This is a genomic window from Haladaptatus sp. QDMS2 (genome assembly GCF_029338295.1).
In the GTDB taxonomy this organism is placed as follows: Archaea; Halobacteriota; Halobacteria; order Halobacteriales; family Halococcaceae; genus QDMS2.
Genome location: NZ_CP119791.1, coordinates 376,964 through 400,116, shown reverse-complemented (window position 1 = coordinate 400,116; position 23,153 = coordinate 376,964). Strand labels below are relative to the sequence as shown.

At 63.9% G+C, this 23,153-nt stretch carries 25 protein-coding genes; 10 read left to right on the top strand and 15 right to left on the bottom strand.

From position 1 onward, the window contains the following. Positions 1–94 precede the first annotated feature (94 nt). The gene (locus P1M51_RS02015) at positions 95–1,264 is read left to right on the top strand and encodes an NAD-binding protein (protein WP_276246520.1); all 1,170 of its coding nucleotides are present in this window, start codon (positions 95–97) and stop codon (positions 1,262–1,264) included. On the opposite strand, the gene P1M51_RS02010 is transcribed toward P1M51_RS02015, so the two are convergent. The 5 genes from P1M51_RS02010 to P1M51_RS01990 are packed head-to-tail and all read right to left on the bottom strand — an operon-like array spanning position 1,261 to position 6,289. Next, the gene (locus tag P1M51_RS02010; RefSeq protein ID WP_276246519.1) at positions 1,261–2,745 is read right to left on the bottom strand and encodes an HPP family protein; all 1,485 of its coding nucleotides are present in this window, start codon (positions 2,743–2,745) and stop codon (positions 1,261–1,263) included. The two genes, P1M51_RS02015 and P1M51_RS02010, sit on opposite strands and share 4 nt — an antisense overlap. Before the next feature lie 37 nt (positions 2,746–2,782). Then, complete coding sequence (locus P1M51_RS02005) at positions 2,783–3,508, bottom strand: nucleoside phosphorylase (RefSeq protein WP_276246518.1); 726 nt, start codon at positions 3,506–3,508, stop codon at positions 2,783–2,785. A gap of 39 nt (positions 3,509–3,547) precedes the next feature. Further along, the gene (locus tag P1M51_RS02000) at positions 3,548–4,423 is read right to left on the bottom strand and encodes a carbohydrate kinase family protein (RefSeq protein WP_276246517.1); all 876 of its coding nucleotides are present in this window, start codon (positions 4,421–4,423) and stop codon (positions 3,548–3,550) included. A gap of 39 nt (positions 4,424–4,462) precedes the next feature. Further along, positions 4,463–5,287 carry a DUF63 family protein gene (locus tag P1M51_RS01995; protein ID WP_276246516.1) on the bottom strand — a complete coding sequence of 275 codons (825 nt, stop codon included), beginning with the start codon at positions 5,285–5,287 and terminating at the stop codon, positions 4,463–4,465. Between the two features lie 42 nt (positions 5,288–5,329). Further along, positions 5,330–6,289: a ribose 1,5-bisphosphate isomerase gene (locus P1M51_RS01990; RefSeq protein ID WP_276246515.1), complete on the bottom strand. Its 960-nt coding sequence runs from the start codon at positions 6,287–6,289 to the stop codon at positions 5,330–5,332. 72 nt (positions 6,290–6,361) lie between these two features. On the opposite strand from P1M51_RS01990, the gene deoC reads away from it, so the two are divergent. Then, positions 6,362–7,006: a deoxyribose-phosphate aldolase gene (deoC, locus tag P1M51_RS01985; RefSeq protein WP_276246514.1), complete on the top strand. Its 645-nt coding sequence runs from the start codon at positions 6,362–6,364 to the stop codon at positions 7,004–7,006. 19 nt (positions 7,007–7,025) lie between these two features. Here deoC and P1M51_RS01980 read toward each other — a convergent pair whose 3' ends face one another. Beyond that, positions 7,026–7,295, bottom strand: coding sequence for a hypothetical protein (locus tag P1M51_RS01980; protein ID WP_276246513.1), 270 nt, complete (start codon positions 7,293–7,295; stop codon positions 7,026–7,028). Between the two features lie 259 nt (positions 7,296–7,554). Here P1M51_RS01980 and P1M51_RS01975 point away from each other — a divergent pair, with 259 nt between their 5' ends. Together P1M51_RS01975 and P1M51_RS01970 are read left to right on the top strand one after the other, a co-directional pair. Further along, positions 7,555–8,703 (top strand): thiolase family protein, encoded by a 1,149-nt coding sequence (locus P1M51_RS01975; RefSeq protein WP_276246512.1) that lies wholly within the window; start codon positions 7,555–7,557, stop codon positions 8,701–8,703. Positions 8,704–8,760: 57 nt separating this feature from the next. Beyond that, entirely contained in the window at positions 8,761–10,014 is a 1,254-nt protein-coding gene (locus P1M51_RS01970) for a tRNA (N(6)-L-threonylcarbamoyladenosine(37)-C(2))-methylthiotransferase (protein WP_276246511.1), read from the top strand. A 12-nt stretch (positions 10,015–10,026) separates the two neighbouring features. Here P1M51_RS01970 and P1M51_RS01965 read toward each other — a convergent pair whose 3' ends face one another. Together P1M51_RS01965 and P1M51_RS01960 are read right to left on the bottom strand one after the other, a co-directional pair. Further along, positions 10,027–10,956, bottom strand: coding sequence for a cation diffusion facilitator family transporter (locus tag P1M51_RS01965; protein WP_276246510.1), 930 nt, complete (start codon positions 10,954–10,956; stop codon positions 10,027–10,029). Positions 10,957–11,010: 54 nt separating this feature from the next. Beyond that, complete coding sequence (locus P1M51_RS01960) at positions 11,011–11,553, bottom strand: HIT domain-containing protein (protein ID WP_276246509.1); 543 nt, start codon at positions 11,551–11,553, stop codon at positions 11,011–11,013. Positions 11,554–11,833: 280 nt separating this feature from the next. On the opposite strand from P1M51_RS01960, the gene P1M51_RS01955 reads away from it, so the two are divergent. Further along, positions 11,834–12,034 (top strand): hypothetical protein, encoded by a 201-nt coding sequence (locus P1M51_RS01955; protein WP_276246508.1) that lies wholly within the window; start codon positions 11,834–11,836, stop codon positions 12,032–12,034. Between the two features lie 58 nt (positions 12,035–12,092). Here the strand turns inward: P1M51_RS01955 and map are convergent, their stop codons facing one another. From map to P1M51_RS01940, 3 genes are all read right to left on the bottom strand, one after another. Then, the gene (gene map / locus P1M51_RS01950) at positions 12,093–12,983 is read right to left on the bottom strand and encodes a type II methionyl aminopeptidase (RefSeq protein WP_276246507.1); all 891 of its coding nucleotides are present in this window, start codon (positions 12,981–12,983) and stop codon (positions 12,093–12,095) included. Between the two features lie 37 nt (positions 12,984–13,020). Further along, positions 13,021–13,143, bottom strand: coding sequence for a hypothetical protein (locus P1M51_RS01945; protein ID WP_276274804.1), 123 nt, complete (start codon positions 13,141–13,143; stop codon positions 13,021–13,023). Positions 13,144–13,267: 124 nt separating this feature from the next. Beyond that, positions 13,268–14,161, bottom strand: coding sequence for an isoaspartyl peptidase/L-asparaginase (locus P1M51_RS01940; protein ID WP_276246506.1), 894 nt, complete (start codon positions 14,159–14,161; stop codon positions 13,268–13,270). A 180-nt stretch (positions 14,162–14,341) separates the two neighbouring features. Here P1M51_RS01940 and icd point away from each other — a divergent pair, with 180 nt between their 5' ends. Beyond that, positions 14,342–15,595 carry an isocitrate dehydrogenase (NADP(+)) gene (gene icd, locus P1M51_RS01935; protein ID WP_276246505.1) on the top strand — a complete coding sequence of 418 codons (1,254 nt, stop codon included), beginning with the start codon at positions 14,342–14,344 and terminating at the stop codon, positions 15,593–15,595. Positions 15,596–15,753: 158 nt separating this feature from the next. Here icd and P1M51_RS01930 read toward each other — a convergent pair whose 3' ends face one another. Continuing rightward, positions 15,754–16,095 (bottom strand): cupin domain-containing protein, encoded by a 342-nt coding sequence (locus tag P1M51_RS01930; RefSeq protein WP_276246504.1) that lies wholly within the window; start codon positions 16,093–16,095, stop codon positions 15,754–15,756. Between the two features lie 78 nt (positions 16,096–16,173). Here P1M51_RS01930 and P1M51_RS01925 point away from each other — a divergent pair, with 78 nt between their 5' ends. Next, positions 16,174–16,695, top strand: a complete 522-nt coding sequence (locus P1M51_RS01925) for a DUF5817 domain-containing protein (protein WP_276246503.1) — start codon at positions 16,174–16,176, stop codon at positions 16,693–16,695. Here the strand turns inward: P1M51_RS01925 and P1M51_RS01920 are convergent. Further along, positions 16,690–16,818, bottom strand: coding sequence for a hypothetical protein (locus P1M51_RS01920; RefSeq protein ID WP_276246502.1), 129 nt, complete (start codon positions 16,816–16,818; stop codon positions 16,690–16,692). The genes P1M51_RS01925 and P1M51_RS01920 overlap by 6 nt on opposite strands. A 112-nt stretch (positions 16,819–16,930) precedes the next feature. Next, the gene (hmgA, locus tag P1M51_RS01915; RefSeq protein ID WP_276246501.1) at positions 16,931–18,142 is read right to left on the bottom strand and encodes a hydroxymethylglutaryl-CoA reductase (NADPH); all 1,212 of its coding nucleotides are present in this window, start codon (positions 18,140–18,142) and stop codon (positions 16,931–16,933) included. A gap of 80 nt (positions 18,143–18,222) precedes the next feature. Here hmgA and P1M51_RS01910 point away from each other — a divergent pair, with 80 nt between their 5' ends. The 3 genes from P1M51_RS01910 to P1M51_RS01900 all read left to right on the top strand — a co-directional run bounded on the left by P1M51_RS01910 (position 18,223) and on the right by P1M51_RS01900 (position 21,584). Continuing rightward, positions 18,223–18,729 (top strand): GNAT family N-acetyltransferase, encoded by a 507-nt coding sequence (locus tag P1M51_RS01910; protein WP_276246500.1) that lies wholly within the window; start codon positions 18,223–18,225, stop codon positions 18,727–18,729. A gap of 37 nt (positions 18,730–18,766) precedes the next feature. Next, entirely contained in the window at positions 18,767–20,296 is a 1,530-nt protein-coding gene (locus tag P1M51_RS01905) for an amidohydrolase (protein ID WP_276246499.1), read from the top strand. Positions 20,297–20,375: 79 nt separating this feature from the next. Further along, positions 20,376–21,584 (top strand): hypothetical protein, encoded by a 1,209-nt coding sequence (locus tag P1M51_RS01900; protein ID WP_276246498.1) that lies wholly within the window; start codon positions 20,376–20,378, stop codon positions 21,582–21,584. On the opposite strand, the gene gpmI is transcribed toward P1M51_RS01900, so the two are convergent. Beyond that, complete coding sequence (gpmI, locus tag P1M51_RS01895; RefSeq protein ID WP_276246497.1) at positions 21,585–23,099, bottom strand: 2,3-bisphosphoglycerate-independent phosphoglycerate mutase; 1,515 nt, start codon at positions 23,097–23,099, stop codon at positions 21,585–21,587. Positions 23,100–23,153: the final 54 nt, after the last annotated feature.

Sequence of the window (23,153 nt, the reverse complement as noted above, 5' to 3'; positions counted from 1 at the left end):
AGTACCGGAACCCGCGAGTAACGAGTGGTTGTACCGCCGCCAACGAGTATGGGAAGTGGGAGGTTTATATACTATCACGGAACCAGACACGTGTATGGAACGGAGGCGCGCCTGGTTCAGCACCCGCATCGCCATCCTGTTGACACTGGCAGTGGCGTTGCTCTCCTTCGCGACTGGCGTGGCGAACATCGCGACGCCGACGGTCGTGCCGGGACCGCTCAGTCCCTACGTCCCCGACGCTGTCCAGGAGACGGCCGGGTTCACGGGCGCACTGACCGGATTCCTCCTGCTCGTCGGCGTGCTCGGCCTCAGGCGGGGGCTCGAAGCCGGGTGGATATTGACGATGGTGCTGCTGCCGCTTACTGCCGCACAGGGCCTCCTCCAGTCGAACTCGCTGTCGCTGCCGCTGGTGGCGCTCTCGTTGCTCGCACTCCCCGTCGTCGGGCTTCACCGAAAGCGATTCACCCAGGAAATTTCGCTTTCGACGACCCAACTCGGGGCGGTCGCCGCCATCGTCGGGGCGCAGATTTACGGCACCGTCGGGACGTTCGCCCTGCGCGAGCAGTTCACCGGCATCAACAACCTCGTCGATGCCTTCTACTTCACCCTGGTAACCGCGAGCACGGTCGGCTACGGTGACGCCTCCCCCGCGACGCCCGTCGCCCGTCTGTTCGGCATGACGGTCATCGTCATCGGCACCGCCAGTTTCGCAATCGCCCTCGGGTCCGTCCTCGGCCCCGCCATCGAAGCGCGCTTCTCACGAGCACTTGGTATCATGAGCGAATCACAACTCGCAACCCTCGAAAACCACGTCGTCGTCCTCGGCTACGGCGAACTGACCGAACCGATTTTAGAAGAACTGCAGACGACCTCCGAGTTCGTGGTCGTCGTCCCGGACAAGGAACACACCACAGACCTCTCAGACCGGGGCTACAAGGTGTTGACCGGTGAACCTTCCGACGAACCCGTCCTCGAACGCGTCGGCATCGACCGCGCGAAGGCGGTGGTCGCGGCGACCAACTCCGACGCGGAGGACGCCCTCTCGATTCTCACCGCGCGGCAGTTGAATCCCGACATCAACATCGTCGCCGCCGCCACCGAACGCGAGAACATCCAGAAACTGAAACGCGCCGGTGCGGACACCGTCATCAGTCCGGCGGTCATCGGCGGCCACCTGCTCGTCCAGTCCGCCCTCGGTCAGCGGGGCATGGAGGCGTTCGCAGACCGCATCCTCGACGTAGACGAAAAGAACAATAACGTCTAATCGAACGTCGGGAGCGGGTGTTTACCCCGATCGACGATGGCCACGTCGCAGTCGAGGTCCTGAATCCGCTCGAACGTCGGCGGGGAGATGAGCCGTGAGGCCGCAGACCGGTCGGTGCTCGCCCCGAGGAAGACGAGGTCGTACTGACTGGCGTTCGCCGTGAGGAAATCCTCTATCTTCGACCGCGAGACGCGCGTCTCCAGATTCCCCTCGAAGGCGTCGACGAGGTCAGCGAGCATATTCTCAGCCTCCCGGCGCTGCTCGCGGGCGGTGATGCAGTGGGCCACGCTCACCCGTCCCGTCCGCCCGGTGAGCCGCAGCGCGAAGTCGATCATGGCGTGGCCCACGTCGCTCGGGCTGCGGATGGGAACGAGAATGCGTCGCCAGCGCGACCGCCCACCGCTCGAACGGTGAACCGCCACGTCCACCTCGCTGCGAAACAGGGTCCGGATGAACGGCGAGAGCGCCCCGTGACGTTCTTCGTACGGCGAGACGATGAGGTCGCAGTTGGTGGACCGAGCGGTCTGGATGACCGTCTGGGCGGGGGTGTTGCCGTCCACCGCGACCACGACTTCGACGGGCACGCCGACTTTCGTCTTGAGACGATTGGCGCGGGCTTCGAGGCGCGTCGCGGCCTCGGAAGCGGCTTTCGTCTCGGCCTGTTCTGCGATGGATTCCTCGTCTGCCTCCTCTGTGAGCGCGGTCACGTCGCGTTCGTCGACGAGTTGGGCTTCCGCCTCGGCGAGGGCTGCGTCGTCCACGATATCGAGCAACACCACCTTTCCGGCGTCGTGGGCGGCGGCGAGGCGGGCTCCGAACATCGCGGTGGCGACCTGTGCCTCTCCGCGCATCGGGACGAGGACGTGGTCGTCACCCTTCGTCGATTGGTAGAGATAGCGGGCGCGGCGGTGGTAGAACTGCTCTTTCCAGAAGACGAACACGAGCGCGACGAGCGAACTCGAGAGGGCGACGGAGATGACGTAATCGAGCTGTGTGGAGCCGGTGACCAGCGCGAGTAGGGCGGTTGAAAACGCGGAGGGTTCCTCGATGTCGAACACCCACGTCGCGACGCCAGTGAGGAAGATGCCGATGGCGGCGCTCGTCGCGCTGACGGAGCGCCCGGTCGGCGGCATTTCGAGAAAGCCGAGTACCGCGATCTCGAGGGCGACCCAGCCACAGAGCGCGCCGATGGTGAGTCCGGCGACGAACTTCCCGGGTTTCGAATACTTGCCTTCGGGGTCGGCAAAGAGGGTGTAGGTCCCGGCGGCGAGTGGCGGAAACAGCAGGAAGGAGAGTTGGGCGACCGAGTTCGAGATGGCGGTGACGAGAGCGATGAGCAGCGGGACGAGAATGATAACCGTCAGATGAATTAGGTTTCGGGTGCCCTCCATCCAGCGCCTGAGGTCGCGCATCTGGCGGCGTTCGAGGCGCTGGAGGCGAGCGTAGTAGGTGGAGAGGCGGCGGCGCACCTGAGAGCGCATGGCCGCACGTTCGAAAGTGAGTGAGAAAGGCGTTTCCTTACAGGGAGGTGGTCGCCGTGAGCGCGATGCGGATAGCGCGCTCGACGTTGTTCTTCGCCTTGTCGGGGAGTTCCTCACCCTCGGTTTCGCCCTTCTGGGTGCCCTCGACGAGGTTGCCGTCGACGGTGCAGATTGCGCCGGCGCGAAGGCCCTTGCGACGGGCAAGCGTGAATACGGCCGCAGCTTCCATCTCGACGGAGAGGAGGTTCGCGGCTTCCCACGCCTCGACGAACTCGTCGGTTTCCGCGTAGAACGCGTCGTCGGAGGCGATTGGGCCGACGTGAACGTCTTCGTCGTTTGCCTCGGCGGCGTTCACGAGTTCCGAGAGCACGTCGAAGTCGGGGACGGCGGGGAATTCGACGTCCTCGTAGCGTTTGGAGGTGCCCTCGTTTTTCGCCGCCCCGGTCGCGACAATCATGTCGCCGATTTCGATGCCGCGCTGGAGTGCGCCGGTAGTGCCGACGCGGATGAACGTCTCGACGCCGACGCGAGAGAGTTCCTCGACGGCAATGGCGGCGGATGGACAGCCAATCCCTGTCGAGCAGATGGTGAGTTCTCGGCCCTCGAACTCGGCGTTTACGACCTTGTACTCGCGGTTCTCGGCGACGAGTTCGACGTTCTCACACTGGCTCGCGATGCGGTCTACGCGGCCCGGGTCGCCGGGGATGAGCGCGATGTCGTGGACGTCGCCTTCGGAGACGAGGAGGTGGGGCTGTTTTGCCATAGTCGCAGTTCACGAGGCGACGGCAAAAATACGGCGGATTCACGCCTCGTGGTCGGCGAGGAACGCTCGGACGCGCGCTGGAGAGAGCGAGGTGCGCGCCCCGGACTGTTGGCTGGCGAGTGCGCCACACGCCGCAGCGAATTCGAGTGACGCAGGAAGTAGTTTACCCGCAAGTTGTGCGTGGATGAACCCCGCAGCGAACGCATCACCCGCCCCGGTCGAATCGGTGGTTTCGACGTCGAACCCGGCGTGAGAGGCGAGTTTACCGTCCGTGATGAGTTGTGCCCCGCCCGCACCGAACTTGGTGACGACGACGCGGTCTGGGGTGTCGAGGTCGAACTTGTCCTCGGCTTGCTCGGCTTCGTATCGGTTGAGCAGGAGGTAATCAACGTGCGGGAGCGTGGCCGAGAAGTCGCGGTCGACCACGCGGCGACCGGGGTCGAAACTGACCGGGATGCCTGCCTCGGCGGCGAGTTGGGCGATGTGGGCGGCCGTGTCGGGGCGCTGGCTCGTGAGGTGGATGTGGTCGGCGCTTCGGACGTACTCGGGGTCTACGTCGTCGGGTGTGACGGCTTCGTTCGCCCCCTTGTTTCCGAGCACCATCACCTCGCCCGTCGGGTCCACGATGAGGTACTTGACCGCGGTTTCGCCCGCCACAGTAAGCAAGTGTGAGAGGTCGAGGCCTGCGTTGGTGAGTTCCTCGCGTGCGTCACGCCCGTTCTCGTCGGTGCCGACGCTGCCGATGAGGCCCACGTCGGTGCCGAGCCCGGTGAGCGCGACAGCCGTGTTCGCCGCGCTGCCGCCGCCGGCCCTGCGTTGGGACTCGATGAGGGCCTCGCCGTCGGGTTCGGGGAGGCGGTCTACGCGCAATGTCAGGTCCCAGTTTACGTGACCGGCACAGATGACGCGAGGCATTTCCAGCCTCAGTTCGGGGGCCGTCACAAAAAAGTCTGCTCACCCGAGGACGGTGAACAGCAACAGGTTGTGCGCGCCGGGACCGAGGCCCACGGCGGCGACCAGCGCGAGCAGGAGGTAACCCTCACGGGGTCGGTCGCGCACCGATTCGGCGAGGAAGGTGACGACGACGGTCGCGAGGGCGATTTTCACGAGGACGAACAACCAAACGGTTCCGAGCACCTCGGCGGTTGGTAACGCGGCGGCGAACTCGATGATGGCCCGCGACAGTGGCGTCTGCTCGCCGAAGTTGAGTGCGTCGATGCCGACGGCGGTCGAAACCCCGTCGAGCGTGTGGGCGAAGACGACGAGTGCGCCCGCGCTTCCCGTCGTCTTCGTGATGTCGGGAAGACCGACGCGCACGCCGGCCCAGACAAGCGTCGCGAGGACGACGGAGACGACGAGACCCACTGCCGGCCAGAACAGCATGAGTCCTGATGAACTGCCGATGGCGAGGGTCGCGCCCGCGACGAGGACGACGCCGAGGAGTCCAGTTGCGGCGAGGAGGCCGGGTGCAGCACGCAGCGACCACTCGTCTGCAGGTCGCCCCGCCACGAGCGCCCAGATAGCCCCGGCGATGACGAACGTCGAACCGTAGACGGTCGGAGAACTGAAAAACGGTGCAATCGCCTGCGGGAGGCCCTCTATCTGGTAGAGGACGTAGAGACTCGACCCCACGACCATCCACGGGGCGAACGCGACGACGACCTTCCGCGTGACCGGCGGTTTTCGTCGGTAGAGCGCGCCCGCGACGGCGAGAAGGGCGACGAAGAGAACCACGAGTACGGGGAGCGGTGGAATCGAAAAGCCGTCCGGAAGTACCATAGCGAAAATCGCGGCCGGGAAGAGTAAACCCGTTGCGGTCTCTCAGGGCGATTCCCACGGGTTCGTCACGCGCTCGCCGAACAGTTCGCGCATGAGGATGACGATGCTCTCGGGCGGGAACTGGCCGCGTTCGGTTACGATGGCGTCAACGTATCGCGGTGGGGTTACGTCGAACGCCGGGTTCTCGACGCGGATGGTCCCGATTTCGGCGCGGTCGGCCTCGGAGATGACCTCCGTGGCGTCGCGCTCCTCGATTTCGACGGTGTGCCCCGTCATCGTCGCCGGGTGGAGTTTGATGGTCTGGGCGGCAACCATCACCTGTGTGCCCATGTCGCGGGCGTTTACGGCGAGGCCACTGGTGCCAATTTTGTTGATGACCGACCCGTCGGCGGCGATGCTGTCTGCACCGACGAGGACGTGGTCCACCTCGTTCAGGTAATGGCGTGCCGCGTTGTCCACGATGAGCGTCACGTCCACGCCGAGTTCGGCGAGTTCGTGGGCCGTGATGTGGCCCTGGTTGCGGGGTCGGGTCTCGCGTACGTATGCAGTGAGATCTTTTCCCTCCTCGACGGCGGCGCTGACACAGGCCACCACGTCAGTGGAGTGGCAGTGGGTCATGATGGTGTCGCCGTCCCGGAGGCGGTTGCCGCCGAAGCGCCCGAGTTCGTCCTGGGCGTGGGCTAGCTGGTCGAGGAAGGCGGTAACGCGGCGGTCCACCGTCGCTCGCAGGTCTTCGACCGTGTCGCCGTGAAGGTCGTTCAGGACGTACCGGAGGGCGTTGGGAAGGCTGACCGCCGTCGGTCGGGTGTCGTGGAGGACGCGGGCAGCGACGCGCATCTCCGAGCGGAACTCCTCGGGCGAACTCGCAGTGCTCGCCGCGGCCTGTGCCCCGAGCGCGCGGGCAGCAGCGCCCGCGATGGTGGCCGCCCCGCGGATTTCCATCTCCGCGATGGCGGTGGCCGTCTCCGTCACTTCCCCGTGAAGTGTGTCAGGCGCGTTCATGTCACATACTTGGCTCCCGGAGCGGAAAAGTCGATGGGGCGTTTTTTACTCCGGCAGATATTGTGGTGTGTTATGAACGCAGCCCGTCTCGCCTCGATGATCGACCACACGGTCCTCGGGCCGGAGACCACCTTCGACGACGTGCGAACCGTCCTCGACGACGCACAGAAGTACGGCATGAACGTCTGTATCCCGCCGTGCTACATCGACGAAGCGAGCGAATACGCCCCCGACCTCACGCTCGCCACCGTCGTCGGGTTCCCCCACGGCCAGAACACGACCACCGCCAAACGCGACGAAGCCGAGGACGCCTGGAACGCAGGCGCAGACGAGATTGACATGGTCATCAACATCGGCCGACTGAAGGCCGGCGAGTACGACGCCGTCCGCCACGACATCGCGGAAGTCGTCGCCGCCGTCCCCCTCCCCGTGAAGGTCATCATCGAGACGGCTCTGCTCTCAGACGAGGAGAAACACAAAGCCTGCGAGTTGGCGAAAGAGGCGGACGCGGCCTACGTGAAAACCTCGACCGGGTTCGCAGACGGCGGCGCGACGGTCCCTGACGTCGAACTGATGGCCGAGTACCTCCCCGTCAAGGCGAGCGGCGGCGTCGGCAACTGGGACGAGGCGAAGGCGATGATTGAAGCGGGCGCAGAGCGCATCGGCGCGTCTTCTGGTGTGGCAATCATGGAATCGTTCCTCGCAGTACAAGAGTAATCGTCACCGACGGCGACTCTCACGGTATCTTCTCATCGAGCACGTAGATGCCGATTTCGTAGAGTTCGTTGTAGTGGAAATAGACACTAGAATCGTCCTCCTGCTGTTCTACGTGCTCGTACGCTCTGTCGATGAGGCGTTGCATCGCGTCAGAACTGGAGTGGCACACCTCGTATTCGCCCTCATTGACGGTGGTGCGGGCGATTCGTTGTTCTTCCTCGGTGAGGGTATCAAATTCAATGGGGTTGGCTGGACCGCTGTACGTATCGTAATCGTAGATGTTCTGCACGCGGATGCTGTCTGTCCCCTCCGAACAGGAGGAAAGTGAGTCGAGAGAAACGCATCCAGTGACGGAGACAGCTCCAAAAGTGGCCAGCACCGAACGTCTCGAAATTGAGAAACGCATTAATTGAGAATGTCAACATCAGAATATATGTTTTCTGCTCAGCATTACGCAAATCGAATCCGATGACTGGGAGCGGCGAGTAATGTAACCCCGGGCCACTCCGGCCGAACCGTTTTGCAGGTATTAGCTCGTAGACACGTCTATGCAAGACGCTGTCATCGTCGATGGAGTTCGCACACCGTTCGGCAAGCGCGGCGGGTCGCTCAAGGACCTCCATCCGCAGGACCTCGCGGCGAAACCCCTCGAAGCCCTCGAATCGCGCAACGACTTCGACCCGACACTAATCGAGGACGTCATCTACGGCTGTGTCACCCCGGTCGACGAACAGGGACTGAACATCGGTCGCCTCGCGCCGATGGTGGCGGGGTGGGGTGACGGCGTCCCCGGCGTCCAGTTGAACCGCATGTGTGGCTCCGGCCAGCAGGCCGTGAACTTCGCCGCCGCGAACATCATGTCCGGGATGCACGACGTGCTCGTCGCGGGTGGCGTCGAACACATGACTCGCGTCCCGCTCGGGAGCGACGGGCAGTCGGTCACGGACACCTACTTCCAGCACTTCGACGAATTGACGACGCAGGGCGAGGGCGCCGAGCGTATCGCAGCGCAGTGGGGCTTCTCCCGCGAGGACGTAGACCGTCTCGCCGTCTCCTCCCAACAGCGCTGGGGGCAGGCGAACGAGAAAGGCCGGTTCGACTCCCAACTCGTGCCCGTCGAGACGGAAGTCGACGGGGAGCCGGTCACCCTCGAAACGGACGAACATCCTCGACCCGGAACCGACCAGGAGACACTCGGTGGTCTGCCCCTTTCCTTCCGCGAAGAGGGCAATGGCGTGCTTCACGCCGGGAATTCCTCAGGTATCGTCGACGGGTCGAGTGCGCTCTTGCTCGCGAGCGAGGAAGCCGCCGAAGAACACGGCTGGGAGCCAATGGCGCGAATCGTCGAATCCACGGTCGTGGGCGTAGATCCCATCACCATGCTCACCGGCCCGATTCCGGCGACGGAGGAGGTTCTCGAAACGGCGGACATGGAAATCGACGACATCGACCTGTTCGAGGTCAACGAGGCGTTCGCCTCCGTCGCACTCGCGTGGCTCGAGGAGACGGGTGCAGACTGGAACAAGACGAACGTCAATGGCGGCGCAATCGCCCACGGCCACCCGCTCGGCGCGACTGGTGCGGCGCTCATCACGAAACTGGTTCACGAACTGGAGCGGACAGATGGACGGTACGGCCTCTGTACGATGTGTATCGGCTTCGGACAGGGAATCGCCACCATCGTCGAACGGGTCTGAGCGTCCCGTCGAATCCGTCGCGCTTTTGCCTGCCCGGGCGTTAGCGTCCGCAAGCGAATGGCCCGCTATCACATCGAGACGTACGGGTGTACCTCCAATCAGGGCGAGAGCCGCCTCATCGAGCAGGCGCTCCGCGACGGGGGACACTATCGCGCAGACGGCCCCGAGGACGCCGACGTCGCGATTCTCAACACCTGTACGGTCGTCGAGAAGACCGAACGCAACATGATTCGGCGGGCGGAGGAACTCCAGTCTACGACCGCAGACCTCATCGTCACGGGCTGTATGGCGCTCGCACAGGGCGAAGAGTTCCAAAACGCCGGCATCGAAGCACAGATTCTCCACTGGGACGAGGTTCCAACGGCCGTCTTGAACGGCGAGTGTCCGACGCCGACGCCCGACTCGAAACCGATTCTCGATGGCGTCATCGGCATCCTGCCTATCGCCCGTGGCTGCATGAGCAACTGCTCGTACTGTATCACGAAGTTCGCGACGGGCAAAATCGACTCTCCCTCCGTCGAAGAGAACGTCCGCAAGGCCCGCGCGCTCGTCCACGCAGGGGCGAAGGAGATTCGAATCACCGGCCAGGACACAGGTGTCTACGGCTGGGACAAGGGCGAACGCCAACTGCACACGCTGCTCGACGAAATCTGCCAGATTGAGGGCGACTTCCGCGTCCGTGTCGGGATGGCGAACCCGAAGGGCGTCCACGGCATTCAGGAAGAACTCGCCGAGGTGTTCGAAAAGCACGACAAGCTCTACAACTTCCTCCACGCCCCCGTCCAGAGTGGGTCGAACGACGTGCTCGGCGACATGCGCCGCCAGCACCAGGTCGAAGAGTACGTCGAAGTCGTCGAGACGTTCGACGAGTATCTCGACTACTGGACCCTCTCGACCGACTTCATCGTCGGGTTCCCGACGGAGACGGACGCAGACCACCAGATGAGCATGGCGCTCCTGCGCGAGACGCGCCCCGAGAAGGTGAACATCACCCGCTTCTCGAAGCGCCCCGGCACGGACGCTGCGAAGCTAAAGGGCCTTGGTGGAACCCTGAAGAAGGAACGCTCGAAGGAGATGTCTACCGCGAAACACGAAATCGTCGGCGAGGCCTACGAGGCGATGGTCGGCACGGTCCAGCGCGACTGTCTCGTCGTCGAAGAGGGGACAGGCGATTCCGTGAAGTGTCGCGACCCGGCGTACCGGCAAATCATCGTCCAGAACGCCACCGAACACGGCATCGAACCCGGCGACTTCGTGGACGTCGAAGTCACGGGTCACCAGACCGTCTACGCCTTCGGGAAGCCGCTGTAAGCACCGATTAATTCAGGATTTTCCGCCGTCGAAGCGCCTGAGCAAGCGGTTCGTCTCGTCGTCTTCTTTCCACTCGCCGAGTTCCTTCGGGTCGATGTGGACGAACACGTCGTCCACCTGTGCGATGTCGCGAATCGAATTGACGACAGCCGTCTCGATGTCGTGTGCCTCCATCAGCGTCAGGTCACCTTCGACCTCGATGTGGAGACTCACGTCGATTTCCGGCCCGACGTAGTGGGCGACGACGTCGTGGGCCCCCGACACCTGCGGGTGGGCGAGCGCGCGCCGGAGGATTTCGATGCGTAACTCCTCAGGCGGGGCCGCGCCGACGAGGTAGGCCACGTTGTCACGGACGATTTCGACGCCCGTGTAGAGGATGCCGAATGAGACGAGCCCGGCCGCGAGCGGGTCGAGCAGCGGGTACCCAAGCGACGCCCCGATGACCCCGGCGAGTGCAGCGCTCGCGGTGAGGATGTCGTTGCGGTTGTCGAGCGCCGTCGCCGTGACCGCGGGCGAGTTGTACTTCGACCCCACGTCCATGCAGTAGCGATACAGCCCGAATTTGATGACCGCCGCCCCCGAAAGGACGGCGATTGCCGCTGGGCCGGCGGGGGGACTCGTGGTCCCGGCGGCGACGGTCGTAATCGACCGCGCGAGGATGAGCACCCCCGCGACGAAGATGCCGATGGCGATGACGAGCGAGACGAACGGCTCGATGCGCTCGTGGCCGTGGGGGTGTTCGAAGTCAGGAGGCTGGGTCGTGAGATAGAGCCCACCGAGGACGACCGCCGAGTAGACGGCATCCGCGAGGCTGTTTACCGCTTCAGAGCCGACGGCGAGCGACCCAGTGACGTACCACACCGCCGCTTTCGCGACCACGAGAAGCAGGTTCACCCCGAGAACGACGAGGCCAACCCGGCGGACGGCGGCGGTGCGGGACATGGAGTCGAGTTTGGCGATGGGAGCGTAAAGTGGCTTCGCCGTTTGCGTGGCGTGTTACTCGATGACGACCGGGCCGTTCTCCCGCTTGACCCGGGTTCCGTCCTGTTCGGCGAAGGCGTCGTGGAGGTGGTCGTAGGTTTCGTCCAGGGCCTCGACGATGACCTTGGTGTCGCTCACGATGGGCATGAAGTTGGTGTCGCCACCCCACCGGGGGACGACGTGGGTGTGGAGGTGGTCGCCGATTGACCCACCAGCGGCGGGGCCAAGGTTGAGCCCGGCGTTGAATCCCTGGACCCCGCCCATCGCCACCTCCAGTGCCTCGAAGGTACGCTGTTTGAGTCGGGCGTGGTCGAGTAGTTCGTCGTCGGTGAGGTCGCCGTAGTCGCCAGTGTGTTTTCGCGGAATGACCATCACGTGACCCGGATTGTAGGGGTAGTTGTTGAGCAGGACGAACGAGTGGTCGGTGGTCGCGACGACCAGATTCTCCCGGGCGTTCCCCCGGGTCGGGAGGTCACAGAAGACACACCCATCCACGTCCTCGTTTTTGTCCGGGCGTTTGATCCACTCGATTCGCCACGGAGCGAAGAGCTGGTCCATATCGCAGGGTGCTCCGCGAAAACGGTTAAATCTACGGCAGACAGCGCCCGTACGGCGGTTGTTGGGTGTCACCTGCACACGCAAGCAACCCCTATAAAACTATTACGACCATAGGTTCTTTAATCACCCCCAAAACACGCTTAGATTGGGTTGTGAACGCTCTACAACGCTTAGAAACGTTCGTTCACCCAATTCGACCCCCGTATGGCGAAAAACCGTCTGAAACGACGTGCAACAGATTGGGGTTTTTATGCTCCCTCCGAGCACAGTACGAACTACGATGTCAACCCAGAACCGAACCCCCGGTGACATGACCGAAGATTGCGACGCGTGCGGTCGCGCAACTCCCCACAAAGTCGCGCTGAAGCTCCTCACCGAGAGCGACAAACCGGAAAACGCGAAGTTCTCACGCGAGCCCTACCGCGTGAGCACGTGTCTGAACTGCGGGCACGAGACGAGTCTGCGGATGAACAACGCGTAACACGGCCTCCCCCGCAGATATCGCGGCCTTCCCCCCTCATTCCTCCATCCGGGCGAGATTACGCAGTGGTAATCTCGCACCCATCTTCCGTGACGATGACCGTGTGTTCCTTCTGACTGACGAGATAGCCGTCTGCTTCCTTCAACACCGGGTAGCCGTGGACGATGCCGTTGCGCTTCAGGCGGCGCAGCGCCATCTCGGCGCGGTCGGTGTCGAGCCACCGCGTCGCGAAGGGCAGGGTCTTGAACTCGGTCGTTATCTGTTCGAGCGCGTCGCGAGCCTGGCGGTTGCGAATCGGGCGCTCGTGTTCGAGTGAGAAAATTTGTTCTTTACTTCCTTCGTGAACCTTCCCGCTGCCATCGGTTGCGAACGGTTCGATGGCGACCACGTCACCGACCTGTAGTTCGACGCCCGTCGAGACGGCGCGGTTCGGGATGGTTGGCTGGGTGTGTTGCTCCCAGTGGTCGAGGCCGTGACCCGTGAGGTTCACTACGGGATTGAACCCGTAGCTCTTGATGACGTCCTCGATTTCAGCCCCGATTTCGCCCGTCGAGACCCCGGGCTCGACGAGGTCGAGCGCGGCTTCGAGCGCCTGCTCCGGAGCTTCCTTGAGTTCGGTGTGCCCGGACAGGTCCACGGTAATCGCGGTGTCCGCGAGCCAGCCATCGACGTGGACGCCGATGTCGAGGTTGATCATCTCCTCGCCGAACACCGACTCGTCGTCGATTTTCGGCGTCGCGTGGGCGGCTTCCTCGTCGATGCTGATGTTGACGGGGAACGCCGGCTTCCCGCCCAGTTCGCGGATACGGTCCTCCGCGTACTCGGCGACTTCGAGGTGGCCGACGCCGACGTCGACTTTGTCCGCCGTCTCGTCTCGCACCTGGGCCAGAATCTTACCTGCCTCGCGGTGTTTCTCGTATTTCTCAGAAGAAAGGTCGATGTCGCTCATACCGGCACTTGGCCGGAATGATGCAAAGGGTTTGCGACTACTGTTCCTCGACCCACGAACAGTCGTGGCACGTCAACAACCCCTGCACGTTGAGCAGCGCGCCCCCACAGTCTGGGCACGCTGTCCGCTGTTCCCCTCGTTCAATGGTCAACTGAGCCATTGAAGAACGTATGGAATTCGTCGATAATAAAAATAGTTCTCGTCGTTCGTCGAACGTCTCAGTCAGCGGAGTTTCAGCTGAAAGCAAGCGCCGTTGTCGAGCACATTTCTCCGAATTGAACCGACTATTTGCTCGCCCGGCTCACCTGCATCGCCTCGGTGTTGAACGCGCTCCCGGCGTTGCCGTCCGCGTCGAGGACGATGATTCCGGCTTCGCTCGCGGTCGCTTCTGCGAGTTCGTCGATTGCCGAGTTCGCCGCCTCCTGTGGCTCGTGTCCCGCTTCGAGCAATTGAACTGCTCGCCGGGTAAGCGTGACTTTCGCGATGTCTTCGCCCGCCCCGGTAGCACTCGCGCCGCCAGCGGGCGTCACGTAGAACCCACTCCCGATTTGCGGAACGTCCCCCACGCGACCGGCGAGCGCGAGCCAGCGGCCTCCGGTCGAGGTGGCCGTGGCGACGCGGCCCTCGTGGACGGCGACTGCGCCCACGGTGTCGTGGTCCCATTGGTTCGGCTCGATTTCAGCACCGCTACCTTCTCCGAATTTGTCGGTTATCCAGTCGAGTTGCCCGCGCAGGTCCGTGTGTTCGGGGACGGCTTCGAGTGTATCCCACCTTTTCCGCGAGTTCTCCGTCCAGAGGTCCACGTCCGTCTCGATGTCGAAGGCATCGGCGAGGTCTACCGCGTGAACACCCGAAACGAGAACGTGGGGCGTCTCTGCCATGACCACCCGCGCCACGTCCACGGCGTGTTCGACGCCGGGCATCGCGGCGGCCGCTCCCGCCTCGTACTCGTCGGTCATGATGCCCGCGTCGGTGCGGACGACGCCGTCTGACTGCACCGCGCCGCCAACGCCCGCGTTGAACCGGGACGACGATTCGAGGACGTTGATGGCCGCGACGACTGCGGAAACGGGGTCGGTGGTCGCTGCGCCCGCGTCTGCCGCTTCGTCGAGGACCTGCTGGCGAAGTTCGGGTTCGTCGGGGGCGCTTCCCGCGCCGCCGTGGACGATGACGTGCATTGGTTCTCTCAGGTGGGGCGCGCCATTTGGTGGTATCGGTCCGGCGACTGGCGCGGTTCGAACCGCAGCCCCACCAATTCTGATAAACGCACCGGGGATTTGACCACGCCCTCGCTCGCTTTTTCGCCGCGGACCGCAAACAGCAGGCCTTTTACTGTGGTAACCTGAGCCTACAGTGTTATGAGCTACGAGAAGGTCGACGTTCCGGAAGACGGTGCGAAAATCACCGTCGAGGACGGCAAACTCAAGGTACCCGACAACCCCATCATCCCGATTATTCACGGCGACGGGATTGGGACCGACGTCGGACCAGCAGCACAGAAGGTGCTGCAGGCAGCCGCGAACGCAACCGGGCGCGAAATCAACTGGATGCGGGTCTACGCAGGCGAGAGTGCTCGCGAGAAGTACGACGAAAACCTTCCTGACGACACCGTCGAGGCAATCAAGGAATTCCGTGTCGCCATCAAGGGCCCACTCACGACGCCCGTCGGCGCTGGCTTCCGCTCGCTGAACGTCGCGCTCCGCAAGAAGCTCGACCTCTACGCGAACGTGCGCCCGACCTACTACATCGAGGGCGTTCCGTCGCCGGTCAAGCACCCAGAGAAGATGGACATGGTCACCTTCCGTGAGAACACGGAGGACGTCTACGCGGGCATCGAGTGGGAGGCGGGCACCGACGAGGTCCAGCAGGTAAAGGACTTCGTCGAGAACGAGATGGGCAAAGAGGGCATCATCCACGACGGCCCCGTCGGCATTGGCATCAAGCCAATCACCGAATTCGGGACCAAGCGCCTCGTCCGCGAGGCAATCGAGTACGCCATCGAGAACGACCGCGACTCGGTCACCCTCGTCCACAAGGGCAACATCATGAAGTTCACCGAGGGTGCCTTCCGTGACTGGGGCTACGAACTCGCAGCAGAGGAGTTCGGCGACGTCACCATCACCGAGGACGAACTCTGGGAAGAGTACGACGGCGAGCGCCCAGCGGACAAAATCGTCGTGAAGGACCGCATCGCAGACAACATGCTCCAGCAGATTCTGACCCGGACCGACGAGTACGACGTCGTCGCGACGATGAACCTGAACGGCGACTACATGTCCGACTCCGCCGGCGCACAGATTGGCGGTCTCGGCATCGCCCCCGGTGCGAACTTCGGTGACAAACTCTGTCTCGCAGAGCCAGTCCACGGCTCCGCACCAAAGTACGCCGGCATGGACAAGGTCAACCCGACCGCGCTCATCCTCTCGGGCCGACTGATGCTCGACTACATGGGCTGGAAGGACGCCGCACAGCTCGTCCGCGACGCCGTCGAAGAGGCCGTCTCTACGGGCCGCGTCACCTACGACCTGCACCGCCAGATCGAAGGTGGCAAGAAACTCGCGACCAGCGAGTTCGCCGACGTCATCGTCGAAGAGATAGAGAACCTGGCGTAAGCCGATAGACCTTCGATTTTCTCTCTATTTTTCACGCGTAGCGAGCCCTCGGTTTCGACGTACGGGACGGTACGTCCGATTCAGTGCTCTGGCTGCGTCGAAGTCGAGGGCGACAGTCGACGGCAAGGAATAGGAGTGAACAGTCGCTTCGCGGTATCTCACCCCTCCAGCCACGGCACGTCCAGCCGCGGCGGGCTGAAAATATCCACGCCGTCCACCGGCACGTCGCCGCGATTCTCCGCGCCGTGGGGTTCGTCACCGGGAATCACGTAGGACTCGCCGGCTGAAATCGAGCGTTCCTCGCCGCCGACGAGGAAGGTGAGCGTGCCCTTCGTGACGTAGCCCGTCTGTTCGTGGGGGTGGCTGTGTTCCGGGACGGACGCGCCGGGTTCGATGTGGAAGTGCTGGATGCTCATCTTCTCGCCTGCAGCCATCTGTGCGAGGTGGACGCCATCGACGGCTTCGACGATTTCGCTGTCGGAGAGTGACACGGACTCCATAGGCTGAGAGACGATTCCGACGGGCAAAAGCGTGGCCCGGGCGGTGGATTCAATTGCCCTGGGCGAGTGGTGAAGCGTATGTATGCGGTCGTCGGCTGTAGCAACTGTGGCGCGCTGAAAGTCGTCGAGGGACGCCCGAAGACGACGAACTGTCCGAGCTGTGGCAAGCGCCTGCAGTACAAGAAGTTGAAGAAGTTCATCACCACCGACGACCCGAACGAAGCCCGCCAGCACCGCGCGCAGATGCTCGCGAATCGACAGGGAGAGGCAGAGGCCTTCGCCAACGTGGACACCTTCGCCGAGATGGAGACGTACACGGACGAGGCGATGGTCTCTGACGAGGAGTACCTCGAAGGCTCCGGCCTCGACGCGACGGCGATTACGGAAGCGGGCGAACAGGCGACGGCGACCCGTGAGTCGATGAGCAAAAAGGACATCGTGCTCGCGGCGCTCGCGGAACTCGACGCGCCGACAGAGGCGGACGTCGTCGAATTCGCCGAGCAGCGAGGCGTCTCACGGGGCTACGTCGAGACGGCGCTTTCGCGACTCGTTCAGGCGGGCGACGTGAGCGAGAGTCGGGGCGTCTATCGAGTGCTATAGCTGTCCTATCGTCTGCCAGATGGTGACGATGGTGGCGATAATCGTGAGTAGAATCTTCACGAGACGCAGTAAGCGGTAGGCGCGCGATGCCGCCGGCTGGTCGGAACAGGTGTGGTCGGACATGGTTGTACCTCGAGTGGGAACGCCCGCCGGTGCTCGCCGACGGGCGCTATTTTTTCAATTTCGAGAGAGGTACAATAAACAGGAGCCGTAAGCGGAGTGAAAGTGAAACTGGTCAGCGACCCAACTCGGCATGTGCCGAAGACAGGTGTCTCGAGGCCAGAGCAGACAGAAGCGAGAGTTCGCCAGCGAGGGCACCAGTCGCGATTACTTCCGCCAGTGCGTCGGCGTTCGCGCCTGGTGGGTCGCCCCCGCCGCGGAGACCGAGAATGTCGAGGCCCTCCGCCTGCGTCGGGAGTTTCGTCCCGCCGCCGACGGTGCCGACTTCGAGGCTGGCGAGGCTGATGCTCGCGTACAGTTCGTCCTCGCGGGCCTCTGCGGTGACGATTGCGTTCGAGCCTTCGACCACCTGTGCTGCGTCCTGGCCCGTCGCGAGGAACATCGCGGCCACCGTGTTCGCAGCGTGAGCGTTGAAGCCGAGGCTGCCGGCTTTCGCGCTCCCGACGAGGTTTTTGCGGGTGTTGACCTCTGCGATGGCCTCGGGCGTGGTCTTGAATCGCTCTTCGACCAGTTCGCGGGGGATGCGCACGTCCGCGACGACGGTTCGCCCCCGCCCCTCGATGGCGTTGATGGCGGCCGGTTTCTTGTCCGTACACATGTTGCCAGAGAGCGCGACCAGCGAGGCGGGCGTCTCTTCTTCGACGAGGACGCAGGCAGCCTCAGTGGCGATGGTGGCCATGTTCATCCCCATCGCGTCCTTCGTGTCGTAGCCAAAGCGCAGGAAGACGTTGTCCCCGACGACGTACGGCGTGACGTCTACGAGTTCGCCGTGGCTCGTCGTCTCCTCAGCCGCGGCCTTCAGTTTCCCTTCGTTCGCCCGCACCCACTCGACGACTTCGACAGATTCGGCCACATCCTGGACGCGAAACACGGGGGCGCGGGTCATCTTCGACTTGATGACGCGAGCGGTCGAACCGCCCGCTGTCCGGATGGCAGAAAGCCCGCGATTGACGCTCGCGAGCAGCGCGCCTTCGGTGGTGGCTAATGGGAGGTAGAACGTGCCGTCTGCCGCGCCGCCGTGGATGGGGACGGGGCCGGCGACGCCGAGAGGAATCTGAATCGCTCCGACCATGTTCTCGATGGCGGATTTCGCGTCCTCGGCGTCGAAGCCGTAGTCGCCGACCGCGGCGAGCGAAGCCCCAGTCTCGTCTTCTACGTACTGGCGGCGGGCGGCGGCCGCGGTGTCCGCGTCGGCGTGCTGTTCGAGTTCGTGGAGTCGAATCTCCCCGTCACGGACGCGGGCGACGAGGTCTCCGGGCTCGGTCATGTCTCCTGCATATCGGGCCGAGTGCGTAACGATTGCGCTTCGCCCGTAGGCTTTTGGTGTCGGCTCGTGTCACACAGCCTATGTCCTCCGACGTGACGATTCGACCCGTGAAATCGGCAGACGTACCCGCCATCCAGCGGATTGGCCGCGCGGCCTACGAGGCCGCGTACGTGGACATCGTCGGGCAAGACGAGGTCGACGCCATGCTCGCGGCGTGGTACGACGCGGAGAAACTCGAAGGCTACATTTCGAACGAGGAGACGGCCTACTACGTTGCTGAGGGAGACGAAGTAGTCGGCTTTGCCTCTGGTGGGCCGAGCGACGAGATGGGCGAGGGCGAACTCTACGCGATTTACGTCCACCCCGACCACTGGGGCGACGGCGTCGGGACGAAATTGCTCTCCCGCATCGAATCGACGCTCACCGACCGCGGCATGACGAAGCTGCGCCTCGAAGTGTTCGAGGAGAACGACGTAGGGAGGCAGTTCTACGAGGCGCGCGGGTTCGAACGCGTGAGCACCAAAGAGGCGGACCTGTTCACGGGGGCGACCCCGAGCGTGGTCGTCTACGCGAAAGCACTCGCCTAGCCCGACTTTTTATCGCCCCGGCCACTGAGGATTGGGTATGACAGCGGCCGCCGACCTCATTCTCACGAACGGAGCAGTACACACGCTCACGGACCCCGACGAAACGGCAGACGGGGTGGCCATTCGCGACGGACGCATCGTTCGCGTCGACCGGGCCTACGAACTCGACTTTCTCACGGGGACGGAAACGGAAGTCGTCGACCTGGACGGCCGGGTCGTCCTCCCTGGCTTTATCGACGCCCACACCCATCTGAACATGGTCGGGCGACGACTCGTCCACGCCGACCTGGCTGAGGCAGACGGTCCCGCAGACTGCATCGACCTGCTCTCTGAATCCGCCCGCGATGCAGGGTGGATTCTCGGCTACGGTTACGACGAAAGCGAGTGGGACGAATCGCGCTACCTCACCCGCGAGGACCTAGACGAGGTCAGCACCGACCGCCCCGTCGCCGCCTTCCGCGAGGATTTACACGTCGCCTCGCTCAACTCCGTCGCGCTCGACCAGTTCCTCTCTGCGATGCCAGACGAAGACGTGCTCGCAGAAGATGGTGAACCGACCGGCGTCGTCGTCGAATCCGCCCTCGACGTGATTTTCGAGGCGACGGAACCCGACGCGGCGGAGATGCACGACCTGCTCACGGCAGCCCAGCACCACGCGAACGCCCTCGGGGTGACGGGCGTCCACGACATGGTTCGCAACTCGACCGCCCCCGGCGTGTTCCGCGACCTCGAATTGGCCGACGAACTCACTCTTCGCGTCCGACTCAACTACTGGACTGACCATCTGGACGCCGCCATCGAAACCGGCCTCCGGACGAACCACGGTTCAGACCTGGTGCGGACAGGAGCCATCAAATCCTACACCGACGGCAGTTTCGGCGGGCGGACGGCGAAACTCTCCGAATCCTACGCAGACGGCGATTCGACCGGCCAGTGGGTCGTCGAACCAGAGGAACTCGGGACGAACGTGAAACTCGCGAACCGGGCCGGGTTCCAGTTTTGCGCCCACGCCATCGGTGACGACGCGATTTCGGCCGTTCTGAACGCGTACGAGGAACTCACCGAAGACCCAGGGGGTGCACGCCACCGCGTCGAACACGCAGAACTGCTCAGCGACGAACACATCGACCGATTCGCCGACCTCGGCGTCGTCGCCTCGGTCCAGCCGAACTTCCTGCGCTGGGCCCACGAGGGCGGCCTCTACGACTCGCGACTCGGCGAGGAACGACGCCGACAGACGAACCGCTACGCAGACCTCCTCGAGGCTGGCGTGCCCCTCGCCTTCGGCTCTGACTGTATGCCGCTGAATCCCCTGTTCGGCGTCCATCAGGCGGTAAACGCGCCCGACCCTGCACAGCGACTCTCAGTTACCGAGGCCCTCCGCGCCTACACCATCGGGTCGGCCTACGCCGGGTTCGACGAGGACCGACTGGGAACCGTGGAGAACGGAAAGTGGGCAGACCTCGTCGTCCTCGACGAGTCGCCGTGGGAGTTCCCGGAGGCCATCGAGGACATCGACGTGACGATGACGATTGTGGACGGCGAGGTCGTGTACGACGACCGGTAACGCGATTCGACACCGCGTTGGCTGTTGGTTCGGTTCCGCGCGGGCGGAGTTTTATACAGGGACACGACCCACGCAACGTATGGACCGGATTCATCGAATGGCCGTCTCGGGGGTGGTCGCGGTCGGGATGGGCCTGCTCTCGGTTGCCTACCCGACGCTCGCCACAAGTCGGTTGTTCGAACTGCTCGCGCTCATGCAGGCGTCGTTTCTGGCCATCGTCATCTCCGTCTCGTTGCTGTCCGTCCAGATAACGTCGAGTCGGGGTGCGCCGCTGCTTGCAGACCTCTATCGCGACCGCGTGTTCAGTCGGCTGCTGGTTCGCTTTGGGACCTCGATTCTCGTCGCGCTCGCCCTGTTCGGGATGGTTCCACACCTCTCGGGACCGGCGCTGCGAGCGAGCGCCGTCGCGGCGGGCGTCGGAACCGCTGGCTACAGCTTTCTCAGCCTGCTCAAACTGGAGGGGCGGTTGCTCTCCTTTCTCGACCCCGAGCCGGTGCTCACTGACCTCGTCGACCGCGTCTCGTTCGATCGCTACCGCACCTTCGCCACGCGGCGACGTGAGGAGGGACGCGGTGCTCGCAATCCCGCGCTCGAGATCTTCCAGATTGCCCAGACCTCCCTCGACAACCGCGACCACTACGGTGCCTTACAGGCGGTCGCCGCCCTCAAGTCGGCCACCGCACAGATTCTCGCCCAGTACGGCGACGTTGCCGACGCAGAGCAGGTGGCCGCCGCCGGAAGCATCCACAAGCTGTTCGACTACTGGAATCGCATCGCGGTGCAGGCCGTCGAATCCGGCGCGGACGACGTGCTCCACGCCATCGTGGACGCGGAGGTCGAACTCACCACCAACGCGCTCAAAGCCTCGCTCAGACGGCCGGCGGTCGAGGGCGTTCGGTCGCTCGCCTACTTCTGTGGCGTTGCCGCGGACGCCGACCGCCTCGAACCCCACTGCTGGGAGGCACTGCTCTCGTTGCTCGACAGCGCCATCGACGCGAACGACCCCGAAGTGACCAACACCGTCGTGTTGAACATCGCGGACCTCATCGACCGGGTCGATGGCCGGGGCGAACTCGGCGAACCGAACCCCCGCGACGTGCTGCTCGACGGGGTGTCAGAGGCCTGGGTTCGCGCCAAAGCAAAGGGGATGGGCGAGGAGGTGGACGCGCAGTTTGCGTCCATCATCGAGGACTTGCTCGGGACTCACCCGGGAGACGTGACGATAGAAGACCTCCACATGGTGGAAAATCAGGAGACGGCGTCCAGAGTGAAACGCTACTTCGAGTGATTATTCGAGCAACGACGCGCCAGTCATGGCCGCCGGTTTCTCCACGCCGATGAGCGAGAGCAGGGTCGGTGCAACGTTCGCGAGCGTACCATCTGCGACGACGTGACGGCCACCGTCGGTGTTATTTGGCGAGAGATAGATGAGCGGCACTGGGTTCAGGGTGTGCGCCGTGTCGGGGTCGTCTGGCGTCCCCATGTCGTCTGCATTGCCGTGGTCTGCGGTGATGAGGACGTGGCCGCCCGCCTGCTGGATGGCGGCGACGAGGCGACCGAGTTGTGCGTCTACGGCTTCGACCGCTGCGACCGCCGCCTCGTAGTCGCCAGTATGCCCCACCATGTCCGGGTTTGCGTAGTTCAACACGAGCACGTCGGGGTCGTCGGACTCGATGACGGAGATGGCCGTGTCGGTCACTTCCCTCGCGCTCATCTCCGGCTGCAAGTCGTAGGTCGGCACGTCCGGACTCTGGATGATTTTCCGAATCTCGCCGTCGAATTCGACCTCACGCCCGCCGTTCAAGAAGTAGGTGACGTGGGCGTATTTTTCAGATTCGGCGATGCGCAATTGGGTGAGGCCCGCCGCCGCGAGCACCTCGCCGAGCGTGTCTTCTGGCTGGTTCGGCGGGAAGGCGACGGGTACGTCGAAGGTCTTGTCGTACTCCGTCATCGTGACGAGATACGTCTCCGGTGGGTGCGTCTCGAACTCCCACTCGGGGCGGATGGCCGCGAGCATTCGAGTCAGTTGCCGGCCCCGGTCAGAGCGGAAGTTGAAGAAGATGACCGAATCGCCCGCTTCGAGGGCGGCTCCGCCCTCTACGAGCGTTGGTTCGACAAATTCGTCTGTGTCCCCCCGCTCGTAGGAGGCTTCGACGGCCTGGACGGCGGAGGCAGCGGTGTGCGGGGCGTCCCGGTTGACGATGGCATCGTAGGCCCGGCGGGTGCGCTCCCAGTTCTGGTCGCGGTCCATCGCGTAGTACCGGCCCGTGACGGTGGCGACGTGCCCGGTTCCGGCCTGTTCGACGTGGGTTTCGAGGTCGGCAAGGAACTGGCGGCCACCCTTCGGTGCGGTGTCCCGGCCGTCGGTGAAGGCGTGGGTGACCGCTTCGACGCCGCGGGCTGCGGCGATGTCGATGAGCGCGTGGAGGTGCGACTGCGCGGAGTGGACCCCGCCGTCGGAGACGAGGCCCATGAGGTGGACGCGCCCCCCGGATTCCTCAGCACGGTCGAACGCGGCCTGGATGGCGTCATTCGTCGCGAACGACCCGTCCACGATGGCGTCCTCGATTCTCGTAAACTCCTGCATGACGACCCGCCCGGCCCCGATGTTCAAGTGGCCGACCTCGCTGTTCCCCATCTGACCGTCTGGGAGGCCAACGCGGCGGCCCGAGACCGTCAGTTCGCCGTAGGCTCCAGTCGCTTTGAGTCGGTCGAAGTTCGGCGTGTCCGCGCCTCGCACGGCGTCGAGGCGGTCGTGGTCGCCGATTCCCCAGCCGTCTAAGATGATGAGCGCCCCGTTCATGTGCGTGGAATTTCGGGCCAACCTAAATAGCCCTCTGGTCGGCGAAGGGATAAC

What these genes read in the sequence shown, in the direction of transcription:
- P1M51_RS02000 (WP_276246517.1), bottom strand. Translation starts at nt 4,423, where the DNA reads ATGCCTCGCGTCATCTGTGCCGGTCACGTAAACTGGGACCTGACATTG.
- P1M51_RS01930 (WP_276246504.1), bottom strand. Translation starts at nt 16,095, where the DNA reads ATGGAGTCCGTGTCACTCTCCGACAGCGAAATCGTCGAAGCCGTCGAT.
- gpmI (WP_276246497.1), bottom strand. Translation starts at nt 23,099, where the DNA reads ATGAACGGGGCGCTCATCATCTTAGACGGCTGGGGAATCGGCGACCAC.
- icd (WP_276246505.1), top strand. Translation starts at nt 14,342, where the DNA reads ATGAGCTACGAGAAGGTCGACGTTCCGGAAGACGGTGCGAAAATCACC.
- P1M51_RS01900 (WP_276246498.1), top strand. Translation starts at nt 20,376, where the DNA reads ATGGACCGGATTCATCGAATGGCCGTCTCGGGGGTGGTCGCGGTCGGG.
- P1M51_RS01905 (WP_276246499.1), top strand. Translation starts at nt 18,767, where the DNA reads ATGACAGCGGCCGCCGACCTCATTCTCACGAACGGAGCAGTACACACG.
- P1M51_RS01925 (WP_276246503.1), top strand. Translation starts at nt 16,174, where the DNA reads ATGTATGCGGTCGTCGGCTGTAGCAACTGTGGCGCGCTGAAAGTCGTC.
- P1M51_RS01910 (WP_276246500.1), top strand. Translation starts at nt 18,223, where the DNA reads ATGTCCTCCGACGTGACGATTCGACCCGTGAAATCGGCAGACGTACCC.
- P1M51_RS01965 (WP_276246510.1), bottom strand. Translation starts at nt 10,956, where the DNA reads ATGTCCCGCACCGCCGCCGTCCGCCGGGTTGGCCTCGTCGTTCTCGGG.
- deoC (WP_276246514.1), top strand. Translation starts at nt 6,362, where the DNA reads ATGAACGCAGCCCGTCTCGCCTCGATGATCGACCACACGGTCCTCGGG.
- P1M51_RS01920 (WP_276246502.1), bottom strand. Translation starts at nt 16,818, where the DNA reads ATGTCCGACCACACCTGTTCCGACCAGCCGGCGGCATCGCGCGCCTAC.
- P1M51_RS01995 (WP_276246516.1), bottom strand. Translation starts at nt 5,287, where the DNA reads ATGGTACTTCCGGACGGCTTTTCGATTCCACCGCTCCCCGTACTCGTG.
- P1M51_RS02005 (WP_276246518.1), bottom strand. Translation starts at nt 3,508, where the DNA reads ATGGCAAAACAGCCCCACCTCCTCGTCTCCGAAGGCGACGTCCACGAC.
- P1M51_RS01945 (WP_276274804.1), bottom strand. Translation starts at nt 13,143, where the DNA reads ATGGCTCAGTTGACCATTGAACGAGGGGAACAGCGGACAGCGTGCCCA.
- P1M51_RS01955 (WP_276246508.1), top strand. Translation starts at nt 11,834, where the DNA reads ATGTCAACCCAGAACCGAACCCCCGGTGACATGACCGAAGATTGCGAC.
- P1M51_RS01960 (WP_276246509.1), bottom strand. Translation starts at nt 11,553, where the DNA reads ATGGACCAGCTCTTCGCTCCGTGGCGAATCGAGTGGATCAAACGCCCG.
- map (WP_276246507.1), bottom strand. Translation starts at nt 12,983, where the DNA reads ATGAGCGACATCGACCTTTCTTCTGAGAAATACGAGAAACACCGCGAG.
- P1M51_RS02010 (WP_276246519.1), bottom strand. Translation starts at nt 2,745, where the DNA reads ATGCGCTCTCAGGTGCGCCGCCGCCTCTCCACCTACTACGCTCGCCTC.
- P1M51_RS02015 (WP_276246520.1), top strand. Translation starts at nt 95, where the DNA reads ATGGAACGGAGGCGCGCCTGGTTCAGCACCCGCATCGCCATCCTGTTG.
- P1M51_RS01975 (WP_276246512.1), top strand. Translation starts at nt 7,555, where the DNA reads ATGCAAGACGCTGTCATCGTCGATGGAGTTCGCACACCGTTCGGCAAG.
- P1M51_RS01970 (WP_276246511.1), top strand. Translation starts at nt 8,761, where the DNA reads ATGGCCCGCTATCACATCGAGACGTACGGGTGTACCTCCAATCAGGGC.
- P1M51_RS01990 (WP_276246515.1), bottom strand. Translation starts at nt 6,289, where the DNA reads ATGAACGCGCCTGACACACTTCACGGGGAAGTGACGGAGACGGCCACC.
- P1M51_RS01940 (WP_276246506.1), bottom strand. Translation starts at nt 14,161, where the DNA reads ATGCACGTCATCGTCCACGGCGGCGCGGGAAGCGCCCCCGACGAACCC.
- hmgA (WP_276246501.1), bottom strand. Translation starts at nt 18,142, where the DNA reads ATGACCGAGCCCGGAGACCTCGTCGCCCGCGTCCGTGACGGGGAGATT.